We start from the raw sequence: 13,894 nt of genomic DNA, 5'->3' as shown, positions 1-13,894 counted from the left end.
GGTTCGCGTCGCAATGAGACACGACCGGGGTAGTGATGGGTGACCGCATATGGTCTTTGAACCGGCCATATTCTGGTCCTTTTGCCGTTCGCCTGAGGGGTATCGCAATTTCTGCGCCAGACGTGACATCAGGAGAGCGTCAGGAAAGCTACGGATGGCGGCAGCAACGCCTCGACAATGGCGATTTTCAAAAGCGAGCCGGGTTGGGATCGCAGCCAAGGTGCCGTGCGGACGCAGTTTGTTGGCAGACCCGACCGCAGCTATGAACTCAGGACGAAGCTGGCGTCCTGACGTGCTTGCCCGCATGCTATGGCCTACCCACGGCAGAACGATTTTTTCAAGGTTTGTCCGGGGTGATGATCGTAATATACCGTCCTTGGACGTGTCATCGGAAATTGTTATCGAGCTTGAGAAAGTACATCCGCACGGAGAGCGCAGACATGGGGCAAAGAGCGCACGGCGAGTATAGTTGCCACTATAATGGCCGGAACCGAAACGACAACAAGTGAAAGCGGAAGCTTGCTTTCATCATGGAAGATATGGTCGGTGACAGTCGCCACGAGCGTGGGAGCGATACCCATGCCGCAGACGATGGAGACTAATCCGAAAAGAGATGCGATCCTGCCGCGTCCATCGCTGGGCACCAGTTCTGACAGGATCGTGATCAACAGAGAGGACACGATCGTTGCCGTAACGCCAATCAGTGTGAAGCCAAGGATGACAATAAAAGGAACGGCCACGACCACCAACATAAGTGCCGACAGGGCCGCGATGGGCAAAAGGATGATCAATAGCGTCATTCGTCCTTTCTGCGGATCGCGTTTGACGAAGCCATCGCTGAGCCAGCCGCCGAGCGGGGCGGCCAGGATGGCCCCGCCAAGGCTTGTGAAGCCCAATGTCACGCCCACGGTGATGGGCGACATGCCGACATTTCTAAACAGGAGTATGCTGCCCCAGCCTGATATGGCGAGGATCGCCATGATGAAGCAGGCGCTGCATGCCAGAAGCGGCACGAAGGACCGGCGGTTTTGCATCAGGTAAGGCAAAATCCTGAACGGCTCCTGCTGCGCAGAAACGGAGCGCGCAGGTTCTTCCACTGTAAGGAGCAAAGGTGCCAACGCCAGGCCAATTCCGCCGCAGATCATCAGCACCAATTGCCATGGTGCGAAGGTCACACCGAATAGCAACTGCCCGACGTCCCTCAAGGAAAAAAGGTGCAGCAGTCCGCCGCCCAGAAAGCTGGCGGCCGCCCCGCCCAGAGTGCTGCCGCTGAACAACAGCGTCACGCCGCGCCCCCTCAATTCCGGAGGGGCTCTGTCTGAAATAATGGCCACCGTGGTGGTGATCAGCGTGCCTTGGGCGATCCCGATCGCTATACGTGCAAGTGCAAGCTGGGCGAAGGATTGGGAAAAGCCCGCGAATATCATGGCTACATTCCAGCCGATCATGCCGATCAGTAGCATGTTGCGTCGATTCACGCGGTCAGCCAGCCGCCCGCACACGATGACCGACACGGCGTAGAAGAGAGCGAAAGCCGCGCCATCGATCAGGCTGACTTGCATGTCGCTGAGGTTCAGCGATGTCTTGATCCCTTGCATCAGGATCAGCAGCACGATCTGGTCGAGTGAGGCGGTCGCCTGAACCGTGGCGAGAACCAGGACCATGTACCAGACGCCTTTGGTGCCGCCGAGAGCAGCAGATGGCGCATAGGTGCTTGGTTGCGCCGCCCCCGGCCCTTTGTCGGCAAAATCATGGTTCATACGACATCGCTCTTATTGTCATCTGATGCAGTCCGTCCGGAAGCACGATCACAGCGGATAAGCCATAAACGCGAAATATCGCCCGTCAGGTGACCAGCTGTTGACGTTGATCGTGCCTTGTCCGCCGAATAGAGCCAGGCTGGTGACAGGTTGGGTCCAGCGATCCTCGCTGATCACTTTCAACTCGACCGGCCGGTTCATGGGGTGGCCCGTGGTGCCCGGCTCGAAGGATAGATAGCAGGCCAGCTTTCCCTTTGGAGCAAGATGCGGGAACCAGTTCACCCGCGCATCGAAGGTCAGTTGCTGCAGATCCTGTCCATCTGGCCTGATCCGGGCGATCTGCGCGGCACCGGGAATCTTGCTGAAACATTCCGTATTGAAGTAGATCCACTTTCCATCGGGCGAATATTCCGGCCCGTCTGCGGGCCGGTCGCCAAAGGTCAGTTGGCGTGCCGGGCCGCCATCGCTGGGAAGGGTAAAGATATTCGCCGGGCCAAAGGGGTGATCGGCAGCGGGTTCGACGCCAACAAAAGCCAGTTCGCTTGCGTCCGGGCTGACCCCGTGCAGGAAATGGAGCATTGGTCTCGCAGGGTTCTCCTGCGTCACCCGGCTGTGACGGCCGGTGGCGAGGGATACGCGATGTATGTGCCAGTCGTAGGCCGACACGAAGATCGTGTCGCCATCGTTAGACGGCACATGATCGTTATTGAGCTTGGGTAGGCCGGGCGCGTCGATCCGGTGAAGCGACCGCTCCGTCAGGTTGAAGCGCCACAAGACGCCTTCTCCGTTGAGGATAAGCTGGTCTTGATGAGGCCAGTTCGGTGCTTCGAACAGCGTTTCGGCTGTGCGGTAAGCCTCCGTTACTTCCTTCGTTAGCGTGTCGAAAATGTTGATCGTGCAGACTTGCCCTGGGAGCAGGGTGGGCAGTTCGATATCATCGGGATGGATCATGCCGAAGCCTGTTCGCTGGGGTAGATGAAGGAGGTGGTGAGTTCAACCGCGCGGCCTGTTTCCGCCGATCTTCGAGCCGCCAGCATAATCTCGAGGACATGCCGGGCATGATGGGCGCTGAGCAGAGGTTGCGAACCTTGTTCGAGGCAATCCAGAAGATGTTCCACCAGCACAGCGCGATGAAGCAGCTTGGCGCGGTCTTCCTTTTCCGGAAAGCCGATCGTCGTCGGTGTGATCCAGCCAGGCGTCCCGGGCGCCGCATCCATGCGGAAGATGTCGATGGCTGGGTCGCCGGTCGAATAATGCACCAGCAAAGTCCCCTCACTCCCGTATAGCTCGACCATGGGGCTCTTCGATGCAACGACATTGAATGTCGCATCGACCGAGGCGAAAGTCGCATCCCCGAAGTCGAGCAACATGAGCGTGTTGTCGGGCTCGCTGACCTTTATCTCCAGCCCGTCATGAGGGCCGCCGCGCGCTTGTCGCGTCTCGCGTGTGATCCCCGAAAAGGCCGTGACCCGGCGAGCTGGACCCAATATGCCGGTAATCCGGTGAAGGCCGTAAACACCCAGGTCGAGAAGCGGTCCACTGCCTTCCTGATAAAACCAGCTGGGGTCGGCGGGCCATCCCATCAGCGCAGGACCGCCGTGCGACGATTGCACGCGCGCGAAGGCAGGCCGACCGATTGCGCCATCGGCAACCAGACGCCGCGCCCTCTGCCAGTCGTGCATCAGCATATCGATGGGCGCGCTGACGATGAGCAGGCCGTTCCGTTCGGCCGTAGCGATCAGGATGTCGGCCTGCTCCAAGGTCGAGCAGAGAGGCTTTTCCGTGACGAGATGCTTCTTCGCCTCAAGGATTTGCAGAGAGGTTTCAAAATGGACCGGGATCGGCGTCAGGTTGACGACAGCGTCAATATCGCTGCCGTTCAGCATCGCTGTCAGGTCGGCATAGACCTCTGAAATGCCGAAGTCTTGGGCGACGGCGCGTGCCTTGTCTTGGGAACGGCTGGCGATGGCTACCAACTCGACCCTGTCCGCGATCCGGGTCAAGTTCGGCAGTACGCCATGCGGGTAGGTGGCGATCATGCCCGCGCCGAGAATGCCGAGCCGCAGCCGCCTCTGCTTCAACGCCACATCAACACCTTTCCTATGCCGTTTGGCGCAGCTGTGCGGATAAAATCCTGCCGCTGCGGTTTTCTGATGGCTCCGGGCTAACCTAGTCCGAACCAAAAAGAAAGCGCTTTCTTTTTGGCGCCGGGCGCGCTAATCAGCATTCATCAAATAATAGGTGCCTTGCACGAAAATGTTCGGAGAAGATGCGATGCAGTTCGTTAGATCGGATTGGATTAAACAGGTAGGAAGGCCCGATTTTGATGCGAAATTGGCCGTTGCCTTGCGTTCTAACGGATACTTCATCCTCGAAAATGCGATCAGCGACTCGGTTTTGGCCGAATTGAAGGAGGCATTCTCTGTCTTGCTCGATGACTATACCGCGAAGAATGAAGCGAATCGGGGCGCAAACAGGTTCAATACGCATCTGTACCTGGATGGCGTATTCGCAAATGAGGAACTGGTCGCCAATCCGATCATCCTACCGCTCCTGCAGCGCCTCCTCGGCGTCGATCTCGCCTGTTCATGGGCGGCGGCCGATACGCCGCTGCCGGGTTCGGATTACCAGGTGGTTCATCCCGACGGCCGACCGCTTTTTCGCGGGCATGGGCTTTCGCTTCCCGCCTATGCCATCGCCGTCAACGTGCCTCTGGTCGACTTCACCGAGGAGAACGGGCCGCTGGAAATCTGGCCCTATGGTTCGCATCTGGTCCCCGACATTGTGCCCGCTGCTGCGGTGGAAGGGCGCGATCCGGTGCGGGTCATCATGCCCGCCGGTTCGATCATGGTGCGCGACACCCGCCTGTGGCACCGGGGCAGCCCCAACAGGGGCAATTCGCCGCGTCCCAATCTTGCCTTGGTCTATAATCGCAGCTGGTACCGGTTCGAAGGAGAGGCGGGCCACACGCCGCCCGCAGTCAGCCCGGAAGCCTATCGCGGCTGGTCGGAGGATGCCCAGCGCATCTTTCGTTTCGCAACGACCGACCTCAGCCTCACCCTCAGCAGGCGCGAGGAGATGGCTATGAATGTGGAAGCGCTCGAAGAGAAGCTGGCGGACGAGCACAAGTCCAGCCTCGCGCCAGCCGCAGCAGTCGTTTGAAACCGGCGGGAGCACGTAATTCGTGATGCGGTCGCGGCAATCGACGGTTACCGTCTATGACATAGCCGCCCGAGCGGAATGCTCGATTGCGACCGTATCGCGGGTCATCAATGGCGCGCAGAATATTCGGCCGAAGATCCTCGCGCGGGTCAAGCAGGCCATTGATGATCTGGGCTATGTTCCGAACGGCTCTGCGCAGCAGATGGCGCGCAAGTTCACTGGAGTGGTCGGCCTTGTCTATCGCCGGTGGAGTGAGCAGGAGCATGTCGCTGCCGCCGGGCAAGACGACAGCGCTCGTGCGCAGGTCGTGCGGAAAGGCATCCAGTCGCTGCAATTTTATGATTCGCTTTTTCGGACTGTCGAAGAGGCCGCCTATCTGAGAGGCTATCTTTTGCTGCTGGCAGGAGTCGCGAACGAAGATACGCCCGACGCGGTCCTTTCGCTTTCTGGCAAATGCGATGGCCTGATCCTGATCGGCCCGGTGATCGCGGACCGCGATCTGGCGCAGTTGGCAAGGCAGGTTCCGGTCGTCTCCATAGCCCACAGTCCCGAAGTCACGGACTTTCCCCAGGTTGCGGTTGGCAATTATGCGGCCATGCAAGCGCTCGCCGGTCACATGGTGCAGGTCCATGGTGCACGGCGGCTGGCATTTATCGGCGGCCCCGAGGATAATGTGGATGCCGTGGAACGCAGTCGGGGCGTGACAGACTATGCTCAGGCGAATGGGATCCTCTGTGAGCCGCTCGGTCGCTGGGCTGGTGATTTCTCTGCGGGTACAGCGTTCGATCTCGTCAAGCGGCGCTGGTCCGAGGGCGGTCCCTTTCCAGATGTGCTGCTTTGCGCGAATGATATCTCCGCTTCCGGTGCCATGGCCGCGTTGGGAGAACTGGGCGTGCGGGTGCCAGAGGATGTTGCCATAACAGGCTTCGACGATATGGAAATTGCCCGGCTGACGTCTCCCCCCCTGACGACGATCCGGCAGCCGATGGACCTGATCGCCCGCGCGGCCATCGACGCCCTGCTAAGCGCGGCCGACGATCGTTCGGTCGTGATAGCGGGGGAGATGGTGGTGCGGCAGAGTTGCGGTTGCAAATGACCACGGTCCCAATAGTCGGCGCGGCCGAACCTTCTGGAGCTGCCTTCATGGACGGATCGATGACGACCATTGGTGCGGGATGGCCCCGCGTCGTCTCCCAGGAAGAGCGCTCCGAAATAGCTGCGCTTGTTTGCACCATGAGTATTGAACAAAAGGCCTCGCTGACAACAGGCCGGGATATGTGGCACACTCAGGCCGTGCCCGAACATGGCATAGCTTCCTGGCGTATGACCGACGGCCCGAACGGCGCGCGCGGAACGATGTGGGGACCGGCGGGCGTGCGCGCGCTCTGCATGCCCACAGGCATTGCGCTGGCCGCGACCTGGGATGTTGCGCTGGTCCGCGCCGTCGGCGGCGCGCTTGGGCGAGAGGCGAGGGCGCGAGCCGCCCGGATAATGCTGGCGCCGACGATCAATATCCAGCGCTCTCCCCTGAACGGGCGAACCTTCGAATGCCTGTCGGAAGACCCGCTGCTCGCGGGGCGCCTTGCCGCAGCCTTGGTTCAGGGGATCCAGAGCGAGGGCGTTGTCGCCACGATGAAGCATTTCGCCGGCAACGAGGCGGAATATGAACGTCATGCGATGAATTCGGTGATCGATGAGCGGAGCCTGAGGGAGATCTACCTCGCACCATTTGAAATGGCCGTGAAGGAGGGCGGGGCGCTGGGCGTCATGACTGCCTATAACCGACTGAACGGTCGCTTCCCCGCTGATAGCGCATGGCTGATCGAAGGCGTCCTGCGAAAGGAATGGGGGTTCGAGGGCATAGCGATCACCGACTGGTGGGCACTATGTGACACCGTGGATGCAGCAAATGCCGGCCTCGACATCGAGATGCCGGGGCCAGGGCGGGCTTTTGGCGGTGCACTGGCCGCTGCGGTCGAGGAGGGGCGCGTTTGCTCAGCCAAGCTGGACGCGATCGCGCAGCGGCTGCTGGTGGTGATGGCCAGCATCGGTGCGCGCAATGACCAAAGCGATGGACAGGAGTTCACGCTGGACGATCCTGAAGCGGTCGCGCTGGCGAAGCGAGCATCGACCGACGCGATGGTGCTCATCAGGAATGAAGGCGCCCTGTTGCCGATCGAGGCGGGCTCGCTGCGGCGGGTCGCCATCCTTGGTCCAAACGCGCATCGCTCGCAGATCATGGGCGGTGGCTCTTCCATCCTGCGGGCGCAACATCGCACATCCATCCTGTCTATGCTGCAGTCAGCGTTCGGCGAAGCAGGGGTCGAGATCCTGTTTGAGGAGGGCGTGCCGGGCACCGACGATTTCATCGTGCTCGATGCGCCGGACTTGCGTACCCCTTCGGGTGAAACTGGCGTGGAAGTCTCGTTTTTTATTGGCCTGGAACCGGCAGGGCAGCCGACGACCGTTCATCGCGGTGACTCACTTGAATTTCTCTTCATGGGCGCGCCGGCGCCGCGTGTTCCGTCAGGCGCCTTCTCGCTTCGCGCCGAGGCCAGCTTTGTCGCAATGGTAGACGGGCTTCATAGTTTTCGGCTGAGCACCGGATCTGCGGCCCGACTGGAGCTGAACGGCCAGTTGTACATCGATCTTGGCGATCCCGATTTCATCGGCAAGGGCGGAGAGCGCATAAAGGATGCCGAAATTTATCTGACTGCCGGGCAGTCGATCAGGATGCTGCTAACCTATTTCGGCGATACGGAACTGGGCTTTTCCCATGTTTCCCTCCGTTGCCGCCGTCCGTACAAACCCGACGCGGCCGCACAAGCGGCACGGCTCGCCGCGGATGCCGACATGGCGATCGTCGTGGTGGGCACTTCGCCGCTGACGGAAACGGAGGGGGCGGATCGCAAGGGGCTGGAACTTCCTGAAGGCCAGGACGAACTGATTGAGCAAGTTGCTGCCGCCAATCCGCGCACCGTGGTGGTCGTCAACAGCGGTGGGCCTGTGTCGATGCCGTGGATCGCCAAGGTTCCGGCGGTGCTGCAAAGCTGGTTCGGCGGGCAGGAGATGGCGGCCGCGCTCGCGGACGTGCTGCTTGGTGCGTCGGAGCCAGGCGGCCGGATGCCCATCACCTTTCCCGAGCGGATCGAGCATAGTCCGGCGTTTGGCAACTTCCCCGGCGAAGCGGGAGAGTTGCGCTATGGCGAGGGGTTGCTCGTCGGCTACCGCTGGTATGAGGCGCGGCATCTGCCGCGTCTGGTCCCTTTTGGCCACGGCCTGGGCTATGGCAGCTTGCAATGGTCGCAGGCGGCGCTCTCGGCTCGGGAGGTCCGAGCGGGCGAAGCTGTGACCGTTTCTTTGCTCGTGGAAAATGTCGGCGAACGCGCCGGGTCTGACGTGATTCAGATCTACGTCGAACCCCCTGCTGGGCCGTTGATGCGCGCGCCCAAGGAATTGCAAGGCTTTGCCAAGCTGCGGTTGGAGCCTGGCAGTTCGCAGCGGGTGGAGATCGAGTTGGACGCTCGCCGCTTTTCCACCTGGCATCCCGGCGATCAAGACAGCCGTGCAATCCACGCGCGGCTCGGCCCGACGCCATTCTCCAAGCTGGGAGACATGACCGACCATGGCACCGGCTGGATGATTCACCCCGGAATCTATGTCATCCATGTCGCCCGCTCCAGCGTGGAGGTGGTGATGTCCATCCCTTTGACCATAATAGAGCAGGAAGGGCCGCAGCCATGACCGGATCGCCAGAGGCGCAAAGACGGCGGAACAGTGACGCGGTGCGATTGATGTTCGATTGCGAGCGCCGCAAGGACATCGACACATGGGTGTCGCTCTGGCACCCGGACGGTCGGCAGAGCTTTCCTTGGACTGATGCCGTCATTGCGGGACGCGACACATTGCGGTCGATAGTCCAGCAGAAGTTCGCAACACGCAGTGATATCGTCATCCACGATCAGGTTTTTGCGTTGGAGGATCCCGCGCAGGTCTTTGCCGTGGTCGCCGTATCGATGCGGGTCGAGGGTATAGTTGATCCGGTCGAAACGACTATTTGGTGCCGCTTCCTGTTCGATGAAAAAGGATTGATCGTGGAACAGCAGGAGGCGTTTGATACCGCCTATGCCGCCCGCGCGTTCAAGGATGAGGCTAGCGCATGATGAGCAAGACGGGAATCATGCCGCATCCGTTCGTTCCGGCGTACGAAGACTTGTCATCGTCGTTTCCCGCCGCGAATTTTTGATTTCAGGCGGCAGGACATGATGCGAGCCGAAAAGAAAATGATGGACAGGCGGCACGGTACAGACCTGGAAAGCGTCCTGAAAACTTCAGCTACGATGGACCTATCGACCATCAGCATGAAGGGACTGGGCATCCCGCTGGGGGTGGGGGCTGCCACTGCCCATACGCGCGCGCATGCCGGGCCGCACAGTGGTTTCGCGCAGTCGGTCAACACCGCTTTGAAAGGCCGGGGTGACAGCGAATTTCGGCATCTGTGGCGGTTCCAGCCGATTATATCGACCTTCTCGGCAAGCCAGATTTGACGTCGGCGATCGAGGTCATGATCGCGGGCATTCCAGAACCGAGTGGGCCGACCCTCTCGCCGAAAAAAGGATAATGATAGATAGGTTTCGAAACTAAGAATGAGGAGAGAACCGATGGCAACCGCGATCGCCCAGCCAGCCGACCTGCCCCAGCCGACCAGCGATATCAAGCAAGGCAAGCGCAACCTGGACCGCTACGGCTTCACGGTGCATGAAGATCTGCTGACGTCGGCTGAGCTTGCCGGTCTGCGCGCGCGGCTGATCGAGCAGGCGGAGATGGAGCGGGAAGAGGGCGTGGCAACCTATCGCCTGGCTGACCGAAATGGCGGAGCGATCGCCGACCGGCGTCTTGGCCGTCCGCCTGAAGGCGAAGCGCTGTGCTGGCAGGCGCTGTTGGCGCTGGTCAACAAGGGACGAGAATTCATCGATCTCGCCATGCACCCCGTGGTGGCGGAATATGGCAGGCATATCCTGAAGGAAACGCCCTATTATATGGCGCAATCGACGGGATTGATCGTCGACAAGGGGTCGGGCGGTCAGGTGATGCACATCGACCATCAACCCGTGCCCTTCAATATTCCCGTGCCGATCTATTTTCACGCGATGGTCGCACTCAGCGATTTTGAGGAGGATATGGGTGCGACTCGTATAGTGCCAGGGAGTCATCTTTCCGGCCGCGCGCCCGGCATTGCCTTTGATCCTGCAACCGGAAAGGCGACCAGCGTCGAACAGGTCATGACCGTTCCGGCGATCTGCAAGGCGGGTTCCGCGATCATCTTCGAAAGCCGACTCTGGCATTTTCAGGGCAACGCCACCTCGGACAAAACGCGGCTATCGATCCTCAACGGATATTGCATGCATTTCATACGTGCGCAGGACGATTATGTCGCCTCCCTGCATGACGATGTTTACGCGTCGCTGAATGATGAAGAGCGGGCGATGCTCGGCTTTGAGATCGTTGCCGAATATACCGGGCGGGTATTCCCGCGCTTCCCTGGCGACCGGCGCAGCAACAGCAATGCACGCTATCCATTCATCCCGGAACTCAGGCGTGGCGGTGACAAGCATGCCGAGCCGTTTGAAGGCATGGGATCGAACGAACATTGAAACAGCGCTGAAGACGCTGTTGGGAGAGAGAGATGACGGATGGACTTGAAGGCGCAGTCGCGCTTGTAACTGGTGCTGCGCGCGATGACGGCATCGGGCAGGGTATTGTCCGGGCGTTGCTGGAGAGCGGCGCTGCTGGCGTACTCTTTACGGATATCGACGAGGAGCGAGGGCGAGAAAGTGTGAGCGCGCTGGAGAAAGCCTTTCCCGGTCGTGTATTGTTCCAGCGCCATGACGTAACCCAGGTCGAGGATTGGGAGGGAGCGCTGGAAACGGTCCAGTCGCATTTCGGCAAGCTGCACATATTGGTCAACAATGCGGGCATCCCGCTCATCGGCGACATTCGATCAACCAGCCTCGACTCCTTGCGGCAGGGAATGGCCGTGAATTTCGAGAGCCAGTTCATCGGTATCAAGCAGTGCGCGCAGGTGCTGGCGCGGCATGCCTCGGAGCGGAAGGGCGGCGCGGCCATCATCAACAACAGCTCAATGGCCGCTTATCTCGTCGACCCGGGCAATCTTCGCTATCATGTGTCCAAGGCGGCAGGCCGGATGCTGACCATGTGCGCGGCCCGGGAGTTTGGACCGGATCGCATACGCGTTAATTCTGTCCATTACGGCCCGACCATGACCGGACCGATGGAGGAGGCGCTAGGACGTTATGCTGCGTCCGGCGCATTTGCCGACGCCGATGCGGCGCGGGCGGGCATTGAAGCACTCAGCCCCCTTGGCACCATCGGGACCATCGACGAGGCCGGAGCTCTGGTGGCTTTCCTCGCTTCCGATCAGGCGCGCTACATCACAGGTGCTGCATATTGGCAGGACGGCGGCTGCTTCATGCAATATTGACGATTGAAGGCAGGACTTGGGAGAGGAGAAGCGGCAATGGATGGCCCAACGAGTGATATTCCTTCCGTACTGAAGGTATTAAAGGGGATGCTGCGCGCCCGAGGTCTGCATTATTCCGATCTCGCAGCCGCTCTTGGGAAAAGCGAATCCAGCCTGAAGCGCTATCTGAGTGGGCGCCGACTCACGCTTGTCGGACTGGAGGACATCTGCCGACTGCTGGGCGTCAGCCTCGCCGAATTCTACGAAATCGCGGCGAGGGAGGTCGGAACCAAGCCGGACAGACTGACGGACGAGCAGGAAGAAGCCCTCGCTGCTGATCCAGAACTGATGATGTTGCTGGTACTGCTGTTGCTGGGGCAGAGGGTCGAGGACGTGCTGGTCGATCTGGCAACCGATGAGGCGCGGCTGTTCCCGCTGTTGATGCGACTTGAAAGACTGAGCCTCGTCAAGGTCTATCCGGGCAATCGGGTGCGTCTTCTCGTTAGTGAATCGCTCCAGCTCCGGCGCGACAGCCCCATCCGGGACGGCTTCAACCAGGTATTGAAGCAAGATTTCATGGACCTTGATTACAACGGTGATCATGCCCTCTGGTCAGTGCTGATGGCGAAGTTGTCGGCCGCTTCGGTAGCGCAATTGAACGGCCTCATCGAAACCTTTCAGGGGCAGTTGCGGGCGATGGCCGATCGGGACCGGAAAAGCGGGGCGGATGCGCAATGGTACTGCATCATGTCCAACGCGATGGAGATGGACCTTCCCAACTATGCCCGTCGCGTCCGGGCGGCGCGGGACAGCTTGGGGAACGGGATTTATGATGGAGGTGCAACCCGTGAACCCGGCGCGGATCATGATTTGGATCTCGGCAAGCAAGGAACGCCAGGAGCTTGCAAAATGGCAAGCTGACCAGGAAGTCTGAGGCCAAGGGAACAATATGAACTGACCACCGTGGCGGAAGAGGATCATCGGCATTGTCGTCAGCTTTGGCGCCTTGATCGTGGCATCGCAGCGGGCTGGAACCAGCGCCTCCATAAAGGAATTGTCGAATGCTCTCCCATGACCATCAGGCGATTGCCGACGCACTTGCCACGGCCATCGCGGCCAAGGATATTCTTGCGATCGACGCACTGCTGCACGATGAGGCCGAGATATGGCACAATGTCGATCAGGTCGTGCAAGATCGCGCGGCAGCGCTGGCGAGCATCAAGGCGTCATTCTCGACCATTCATCAGTCCCGATATGCCGATATACGGCGCCATCCCATCCCCGACGGATTTGTCGAGCAACATGACACGGTGATGCGCTTCACGCCGGACGGGCCTGAGTTACGCGTCCCATGCTGCCTGATCGCCCACGTCGCTGATGGACGGATCAAGCGCCTGGACGAATATCTCGACACCTCGATCTTCGCACGACTGAACGAGCAAGACCAAGGGTAGAAATTTGGGCGGTCGTGAAGGCGACCGAAATCAATGCGGCCGACGGCGCATCCCCGAAGGGTCAGCACTGAAGCGGTCATAGCGTGCTCGCACGACAAGAAGCCGACACGTCGGAGGAGAAGATCGATGCCCTATCTGGCCCGGCCGGGCGCCCAAATTTTTTATGATCTGACCGGCGAAGGGGTGCCGGTGATCACTACCCACGGCTTTATCGAAAACGGTTCCTACTGGGGCCGGACCGGGATAAGTTCGCGCCTGGCTGAAGCGGGCTATCGCGTGGCCGACATGGATATGCGCGGCCACGGGCGGAGCGTACCGGAGGGTGACGATCCCCGATACACGGTCGAAGCCGTTGCCGAGGATGTCGGCGCACTGGCCGACGCGCTGGGTTTTAGCCACTTCGTGCTGCTGACCCATGCGACAGGCGGCATGGCAGGCCTGCGCTACGCAATGAACCACAGCGACCGATTGCTTGCGCTGGTCGCAACGGACACCAGTTCGGCCACATTGCCCTTGGACGATTATTGCGGCGTCGAGTGGGACGATGCTCCTTTCCCTGAAGGACGACGCATCCCCGGTGCGGCATCGGTGATGGCGGACATCTTGCTGGGCTATGGCTCTGTCCGGTCCATGATGGAAGCGTTGCGCGCCGATCCTGAGCAGCACATGCTCGCGCCCTATTTCAACCGGTTCGACGCCAATGCCGATCCTGAACGCGCCTGGCGTTGGGCTGAGGAGATTTACGCGGTCAACAATATGGCTCTTTGCGCGGATTTCGCCCGCAGCTTCTTCAACGATCCCGATCCGCAGACGGCGGGACTGAAGCGGATCGCTTGCCCCACGCTGGTGGTCGTAGGCGAGGACGATGTGCAGCTTCGCAAGCCTTGCGCATTGATCGCCCGTTGTGTGCCGGGGGCGCGGGAAGTCGTGCTGAAGGGGCAGGGCCATATGACCGCCATCGAAGATCCGGCCGGTCTGGCGGATTTGCTGATCGGCTTTCTCAAATCCCTTCGCCCCTGATTTTCCGGAGACAGTTG

13 protein-coding genes are annotated in these 13,894 nt (G+C 60.3%); 10 read left to right on the top strand and 3 right to left on the bottom strand.

The features are described 5' to 3' along the window. Window positions 1-398: 398 nt before the first annotated feature. The 3 genes from ACZ5U1_RS08780 to ACZ5U1_RS08770 form a co-directional block, all read right to left on the bottom strand. A complete protein-coding gene (locus tag ACZ5U1_RS08780) occupies window positions 399-1,613 on the bottom strand; it encodes an MFS transporter (protein WP_464778083.1) in 1,215 nt (404 codons plus the stop codon). A gap of 195 nt (window positions 1,614-1,808) precedes the next feature. Further along, complete coding sequence (locus ACZ5U1_RS08775; RefSeq protein ID WP_464778082.1) at window positions 1,809-2,711, bottom strand: hypothetical protein; 903 nt, start codon at window positions 2,709-2,711, stop codon at window positions 1,809-1,811. Then, on the bottom strand, window positions 2,708-3,847 hold the full coding sequence (locus tag ACZ5U1_RS08770; protein ID WP_464778081.1) for a Gfo/Idh/MocA family protein: 1,140 nt from the start codon (window positions 3,845-3,847) through the stop codon (window positions 2,708-2,710). Before ACZ5U1_RS08770 ends, ACZ5U1_RS08775 begins: the two co-directional genes overlap by 4 nt. A 259-nt stretch (window positions 3,848-4,106) precedes the next feature. Between ACZ5U1_RS08770 and ACZ5U1_RS08765 the strand changes: the two genes are divergently transcribed. The 10 genes from ACZ5U1_RS08765 to ACZ5U1_RS08720 all read left to right on the top strand — a co-directional run bounded on the left by ACZ5U1_RS08765 (window position 4,107) and on the right by ACZ5U1_RS08720 (window position 13,877). After that, window positions 4,107-4,922 carry a phytanoyl-CoA dioxygenase family protein gene (locus ACZ5U1_RS08765; protein ID WP_464778080.1) on the top strand — a complete coding sequence of 272 codons (816 nt, stop codon included), beginning with the start codon at window positions 4,107-4,109 and terminating at the stop codon, window positions 4,920-4,922. Window positions 4,923-4,947: 25 nt separating this feature from the next. Next, window positions 4,948-6,018: a LacI family DNA-binding transcriptional regulator gene (locus ACZ5U1_RS08760; RefSeq protein WP_464780002.1), complete on the top strand. Its 1,071-nt coding sequence runs from the start codon at window positions 4,948-4,950 to the stop codon at window positions 6,016-6,018. 179 nt (window positions 6,019-6,197) lie between these two features. Next, window positions 6,198-8,666 carry a glycoside hydrolase family 3 protein gene (locus ACZ5U1_RS08755; protein WP_464778079.1) on the top strand — a complete coding sequence of 823 codons (2,469 nt, stop codon included), beginning with the start codon at window positions 6,198-6,200 and terminating at the stop codon, window positions 8,664-8,666. Next, on the top strand, window positions 8,663-9,085 hold the full coding sequence (locus tag ACZ5U1_RS08750) for a nuclear transport factor 2 family protein (protein ID WP_464778078.1): 423 nt from the start codon (window positions 8,663-8,665) through the stop codon (window positions 9,083-9,085). The genes ACZ5U1_RS08755 and ACZ5U1_RS08750 overlap by 4 nt, the downstream gene beginning before the upstream one ends. 99 nt (window positions 9,086-9,184) lie before the next feature. Then, window positions 9,185-9,469: a hypothetical protein gene (locus tag ACZ5U1_RS08745; RefSeq protein WP_464778077.1), complete on the top strand. Its 285-nt coding sequence runs from the start codon at window positions 9,185-9,187 to the stop codon at window positions 9,467-9,469. A 114-nt stretch (window positions 9,470-9,583) separates the two neighbouring features. After that, window positions 9,584-10,576, top strand: a complete 993-nt coding sequence (locus ACZ5U1_RS08740) for a phytanoyl-CoA dioxygenase family protein (protein ID WP_464778076.1) — start codon at window positions 9,584-9,586, stop codon at window positions 10,574-10,576. 32 nt (window positions 10,577-10,608) lie between these two features. Continuing rightward, window positions 10,609-11,424, top strand: coding sequence for an SDR family NAD(P)-dependent oxidoreductase (locus tag ACZ5U1_RS08735; RefSeq protein WP_464778075.1), 816 nt, complete (start codon window positions 10,609-10,611; stop codon window positions 11,422-11,424). 36 nt (window positions 11,425-11,460) lie between these two features. Further along, the gene (locus ACZ5U1_RS08730; protein WP_464778074.1) at window positions 11,461-12,324 is read left to right on the top strand and encodes a helix-turn-helix domain-containing protein; all 864 of its coding nucleotides are present in this window, start codon (window positions 11,461-11,463) and stop codon (window positions 12,322-12,324) included. Between the two features lie 140 nt (window positions 12,325-12,464). Next, window positions 12,465-12,857, top strand: a complete 393-nt coding sequence (locus ACZ5U1_RS08725; protein ID WP_464778073.1) for a nuclear transport factor 2 family protein — start codon at window positions 12,465-12,467, stop codon at window positions 12,855-12,857. A 126-nt stretch (window positions 12,858-12,983) separates the two neighbouring features. Beyond that, window positions 12,984-13,877, top strand: coding sequence for an alpha/beta fold hydrolase (locus ACZ5U1_RS08720; protein ID WP_464778072.1), 894 nt, complete (start codon window positions 12,984-12,986; stop codon window positions 13,875-13,877). Window positions 13,878-13,894: the final 17 nt, after the last annotated feature.

Source organism: Sphingobium sp. TomTYG72, assembly GCF_055394715.1.
Note: the sequence above shows the minus strand (reverse complement) of the source record. Positions and strands in the feature narration are given on the sequence as shown.

Bases quoted from the DNA above. Each gene is read 5' to 3' on its own strand.
- ACZ5U1_RS08725 (WP_464778073.1), top strand. From the start codon at position 12,465: ATGCTCTCCCATGACCATCAGGCGATTGCCGACGCACTTGCCACGGCC.
- ACZ5U1_RS08750 (WP_464778078.1), top strand. From the start codon at position 8,663: ATGACCGGATCGCCAGAGGCGCAAAGACGGCGGAACAGTGACGCGGTG.
- ACZ5U1_RS08755 (WP_464778079.1), top strand. From the start codon at position 6,198: ATGTGGCACACTCAGGCCGTGCCCGAACATGGCATAGCTTCCTGGCGT.
- ACZ5U1_RS08730 (WP_464778074.1), top strand. From the start codon at position 11,461: ATGGATGGCCCAACGAGTGATATTCCTTCCGTACTGAAGGTATTAAAG.
- ACZ5U1_RS08740 (WP_464778076.1), top strand. From the start codon at position 9,584: ATGGCAACCGCGATCGCCCAGCCAGCCGACCTGCCCCAGCCGACCAGC.
- ACZ5U1_RS08775 (WP_464778082.1), bottom strand. From the start codon at position 2,711: ATGATCCATCCCGATGATATCGAACTGCCCACCCTGCTCCCAGGGCAA.
- ACZ5U1_RS08745 (WP_464778077.1), top strand. From the start codon at position 9,185: ATGATGCGAGCCGAAAAGAAAATGATGGACAGGCGGCACGGTACAGAC.
- ACZ5U1_RS08720 (WP_464778072.1), top strand. From the start codon at position 12,984: ATGCCCTATCTGGCCCGGCCGGGCGCCCAAATTTTTTATGATCTGACC.
- ACZ5U1_RS08760 (WP_464780002.1), top strand. From the start codon at position 4,948: ATGCGGTCGCGGCAATCGACGGTTACCGTCTATGACATAGCCGCCCGA.
- ACZ5U1_RS08735 (WP_464778075.1), top strand. From the start codon at position 10,609: ATGACGGATGGACTTGAAGGCGCAGTCGCGCTTGTAACTGGTGCTGCG.